The 4,393-nt window shown below is 57.5% G+C and carries 5 protein-coding genes; 2 read left to right on the top strand and 3 right to left on the bottom strand.

Annotated features, from left to right (window positions below):
- The first annotated feature begins 208 nt into the window (after positions 1-208).
- Together EV666_RS17990 and EV666_RS17985 are read left to right on the top strand one after the other, a co-directional pair.
- Positions 209-1,303 (top strand): sensor domain-containing diguanylate cyclase, encoded by a 1,095-nt coding sequence (locus tag EV666_RS17990; protein ID WP_132011016.1) that lies wholly within the window; start codon positions 209-211, stop codon positions 1,301-1,303.
- Between the two features lie 100 nt (positions 1,304-1,403).
- On the top strand, positions 1,404-2,336 hold the full coding sequence (locus EV666_RS17985) for a LysR family transcriptional regulator (RefSeq protein ID WP_132011014.1): 933 nt from the start codon (positions 1,404-1,406) through the stop codon (positions 2,334-2,336).
- A gap of 29 nt (positions 2,337-2,365) precedes the next feature.
- Here EV666_RS17985 and EV666_RS17980 read toward each other — a convergent pair whose 3' ends face one another.
- The 3 genes from EV666_RS17980 to EV666_RS17970 form a co-directional block, all read right to left on the bottom strand.
- Positions 2,366-2,632, bottom strand: a complete 267-nt coding sequence (locus EV666_RS17980; protein ID WP_132011012.1) for a DUF2274 domain-containing protein — start codon at positions 2,630-2,632, stop codon at positions 2,366-2,368.
- Between the two features lie 4 nt (positions 2,633-2,636).
- Positions 2,637-3,800: a TraB/TrbI/VirB10 family type IV secretion system protein gene (locus tag EV666_RS17975; RefSeq protein ID WP_207906456.1), complete on the bottom strand. Its 1,164-nt coding sequence runs from the start codon at positions 3,798-3,800 to the stop codon at positions 2,637-2,639.
- Positions 3,797-4,393 (bottom strand): TrbG/VirB9 family P-type conjugative transfer protein (locus EV666_RS17970; protein WP_165910083.1); only part of this gene is annotated, 597 nt, incomplete at its 5' end. The genes EV666_RS17975 and EV666_RS17970, both read right to left, overlap by 4 nt.

Here is a 4,393-nt window from a genome sequence, read left to right as displayed (position 1 = left end):
GGCTGCCCGAGGCGTGGAATCGATGCCCACGATGCCGTGGAATCCATGCCCACGATCGCGTGGAATCGATGCCCATCATCCGTGGAATCCGCACTGGTACGGCCCGCGTGTTGTTAAAGCGCTCTTCGGCCCCCGCTCCAAAGAATGATCGAGCAGGGCGAGCAAGGTAAGCGTGATACGGAACAGCAATCCTTCCTGACGCCATGAAATGCTCGAAAACGGAAAATTCGCGAAGGTAAACGATGCGGAGTTGCAACAGGAGATAGCGTTGGAAGAGTTTCTTGAGCGAGTAAAACATACCGGGCTCTCGCTTCGGGACATGCACATCATTCTTGATGCTCTGCCAATTCCAATCTCGTGGGCGACAATACCGACGGGTAAGATTCAGTTCATGAATCGTGCTTTCAAGGAGACCTTCGGTTATGATGAAAGTTATTTTGCAACTGTGGATGCGTGGATTGAACAAAGCTATCCAAAAATGGAACAGCAACTCTTAGCTCGTGAGTATTGGAACCGTCTGCGGAAAGCCGATTCCACCGGAATATCCAAAGTAGAACCATTGGAACTGGACGTGGTGTCGGCGAATGGCGGTATCGTTACCGTCAACCAGCGTGGCATCCTTCTACATGACATAGGGGTTGGGATTGCTACATTCGAGGATGTCTCCGAGCGAAAGCGGGTGGAGGAGACGCTAAGACGCACCGCCTTCGAAGACCCGTTGACGAGCCTTGGTAATCGGCGGCGGTTGTCAGCAAAATGGAACAGTATCGCAACGACTTATGAAAACCACGTGCGGCCGATGATCGCTCTTATTCTGATCGATCTCGATGAATTCAAGCCAATCAATGATCTACTGGGACATGATGCCGGTGACGAAGCGCTGCTCTTGATCGCCAACAGGCTTCGCGCATGTGTTCGCAGCGACGATACCGTGTTCCGTTTGGGTGGGGACGAGTTTGCGATTCTCGTAGAGAACATGGGATCGCCGCACCAGGCAGAACAGGTCTGCCGACGCGTCGAAAGAGCGCTCAAGCGGCCCATCCAGCTTGGCGGGACGAGGACTGTGCTTGGTGCAAGCGTTGGCGTGAGCCTCTATCCTGACGACGCGACTGGTCTGGCGCAACTCATAAAACATGCCGATGAGGCACTCTATCGAATTAAGCGGGCCAGCAAGGGTGGGTGGGCATGGTTCTCACCGCCGGAAGCCACGAGATATCCGAAGAGCTCACCGCAACGCAACGTGCATGCCCGCGAGCGGCCGAGGAACAACCGGCCGAACAAGTCAAGTTGGCAGCATAGATGAATGGCGAAGTGAATAGGCGAAAGCAAGGGATTGGATCCGGTCTTCAAGAACCGAATAGTCGCTTAGCGATTACTTCTAAGACAGCATAAAAGACTGTTGGATGCCGGATCTCGCGCTTGACCTGCGATATTTACGATATGCATTGTTGGTCGCCGAACACGGAAGCTTTCGCCGTGCGGCGGATGCCGTTGGCATGTCCCAATCTACTGTAAGCCGTCGGGTCCAACTGCTTGAACGACGTCTTGGTGTACCTCTTTTTACTCGTAGTCGCACCGGAGCAAAACTGACCGTCGCAGGAGCGCGGTTTCTGCAAAACGCCGCATTCGGTGCATCCCATTTACATCAAGCTGTGAAGGACATGCAAACGGCGCATCACGGCGACACAGGTGAGATACGAATCGGGCTGATGACGTCCCTGGCAAGCGGATTCCTTTCAGATCTCGTAGGCGAATATCATTCCCGCTTCCTCGGTGTAGAAGTCAAAATAGAGGAATCGACGTCCGAAGTGGCAGCCGCCAATCTTCTCAGCGGCCGCATCGATGTGGCCTTTCTTCCGGGAGAGCCTCAGTTAGCCGGTTGCAAAACGGTTCAACTGTGGACCGAGCGACTTTTCCTCGCGCTGCCAAAACGGCATCTTCTTGCAACGGCAGAGAGCGTTTCCTGGGCAGATGTGCGCAACGAGACATTCCTGATCCCGGCCGGCATCGCTGGTGCGGAATTGGATCAATATCTACTGCGGCAGCTTTCCAAATCCGATTCCGAACCGAGAATATCCATTCAGGGAGTCGGACGAGACAATCTTTTGAACATGGTCGGAGAAGGGTTCGGCATTTCGCTCATATTGTCGTCAACGTCAGGCGGCGCACACAAGGAAGTCGTGTTCGTTCCCATCTCGGATGGTCTGGAAGACATTCGCTTTAGTGCTGTCTGGTCGGCAAAGAATCATAATCCTGCACTGAAGCACTTTCTGGACCTGGCTACTGGAAAAGCGCGGTGGAAGGCAATTGTCAATCTGACCGACAGCGCTCGGTGAGCTGTGCCGGCTGCTCCGGTACTTTAGCACTATTCGTCAATCTTTGGTGTTTGAGACGATGCGCCAGAAACGCCTAGAACAGCGCGCTTTTGCTTTGCGAAACCGCGATCGGTCGTAATGAACCTCTGAAGCATCGGCACGATCAGCTTGGCGGGATCGGACGACGATTGGCCTTGTTGCTGACGGTTGAGCAGCTCCGCATAGGCAACAAGATCCCGATATAGCGGTCCGGGAATTTCAATACTCACCTTGACGGGCTTGTCGTCGACGAGCGGCCGGAGTTTCAATTTTGTCATCGGGCTAACCTCTATAGGGCTCCATCACAAGGTCTCGGGTGACGATGATCCGTACCGGGAAACCTGGTCTGATGGTGAGCGTAGGCGCGATTTGCAACTGGCGGCGGATGATCTGCTGGCCAGCATCGTTGATGGTATCTTGCGCACCATTGCGGATAGCCTGAACCAGCCGGTCTTCGTCATCCATGGCAAGCTCTGCGCCGACCGCGAGCAACGTCGAGAGGCCAGCAGCTTTCGCCAGATCCCACCAGTGGTAGTCGACGCCGTCCTCTAACCCGGCATAGCCCTGCGTATCGGCGCCGGGCTGGCGTTCGAGGACGATGGATCGTCCGTTCGGGAAAATAAGCCTGTTCCACACCAGGAGCACTCTGCGCTGGCCGAAGCCGACATTGTTGTCGTATTGGCCAATGATGCGAGTTCCCTGTGGCACGAGCAGGATGCGGCCGGTCGGGCTGTCGTAAATGTTCTCGGTGACCTGCGCCGTGATCTGGCCGGGAAGATCGGAGCGAATGCCGGTGATAAGCGCTCCGGAGATCACCGAGCCAGCCTGCAGCACATAGGGCGACGCCGGGGGCATCACGCGATCGGACGCAACGGTGCGGCGGTCGACAGCGGCGTTGAGGAAGGCGGCTTGCCGGTCCTGAGCGGTGGGCGTACCAGTCTGATCGAGACGGGCAAGGTTTGTCGTCGTATTCGCGTCGGGGGTTATCGCGCTTGCCGTCGTGCGTGTTTCTGTCTGGAAGAACACACGGCTGGTTCGGGCGGATTCCGCTTCGGCGAGGCGGCGTTGTTCGGCCGGATCGACGCCCGGCGTTGTCGGCACAACGACAGGCTGGCCACGATCCTGCGCACTAAGGATCGGTCGGCCGAGATCTCCCGGCAGAGCCGGCCCCAGGATCGGGCCGGTATAGTCCCGCGGCAGGCCTGCCAGACCGTCAGCCGTAGTCCGGTTTTCAGTGGAATAGAGTTCTTCGCCATTGTTGCCGCGATCTCGGGTCTGAAGGGCATAGATCAATGCTCCACCGATGCCGAGCGACGCGACCAGGCCAAGGCCGGCAAGCACCCTGCGCGATAACCGGGTGACGCGCGGCGGCTCCGCCCGCAGGCGCATGGGCGCAACTGCTTCGGTAGACGGAGCTGCATTTTCTCGGTTGTCGGCCTCGCTCATAATGATCGCCCTCCTTCCTTGTCTCGGACGGCCGGTGCTTGCACCACGCCGCTTGTTCGAACGATCCTGATCGTCTGCTGATGCTTGCCGCTGCCAAGACGCAGTTCGGCCGCGCCGAAGAGACGGTCCACGATCAGGATGTTTCGATAGACACGGGTATTGGCGATCTGCGCCTCGCCCTCCGGACCGATGACGAACAGAGGCGGGAATTCCCCCTGCACGATGCCGCGCGGAAACTCGACATAGACCTTGTGCCCGTCGTCATAGACGGAGACCGGCCGCCAGGGCGGCGTGTCGCCGGTGAGACCATAGCGGTAGTTGCGCGCCGCGACCGCCGGGATAGCCAGCGTGTCAGGAACGGATATCCGCAAGCCCGGCACCTGCGGATAGGACCATGAAACCGACGGCATGTAGGGTTTTTCACCGGACCGTAATTCGATCAGGTAGGTACGGCGATCGGTGGAAATCACCAGGTTGGTGGTGATGTCGGGACGTGAGGGTGCGGATTCCACGGATGATGGGCATCGATTCCACGCGATCGTGGGCATGGATTCCACGGCATCGTGGGCATCGATTCCACGCCTCGGGCAGCC

The sequence above is a fragment of the Camelimonas lactis genome, assembly GCF_004342915.1.
In the GTDB taxonomy this organism is placed as follows: domain Bacteria; phylum Pseudomonadota; class Alphaproteobacteria; order Rhizobiales; family Beijerinckiaceae; genus Camelimonas; species Camelimonas lactis.
This window is presented reverse-complemented; position numbering and strand designations above follow the sequence as displayed.

Excerpts from the sequence above, each read along its gene's own strand:
- EV666_RS17980 (WP_132011012.1), bottom strand. The coding sequence starts at position 2,632 with ATGACAAAATTGAAACTCCGGCCGCTCGTCGACGACAAGCCCGTCAAG.
- EV666_RS17975 (WP_207906456.1), bottom strand. The coding sequence starts at position 3,800 with ATGAGCGAGGCCGACAACCGAGAAAATGCAGCTCCGTCTACCGAAGCA.
- EV666_RS17990 (WP_132011016.1), top strand. The coding sequence starts at position 209 with ATGCTCGAAAACGGAAAATTCGCGAAGGTAAACGATGCGGAGTTGCAA.
- EV666_RS17985 (WP_132011014.1), top strand. The coding sequence starts at position 1,404 with ATGCCGGATCTCGCGCTTGACCTGCGATATTTACGATATGCATTGTTG.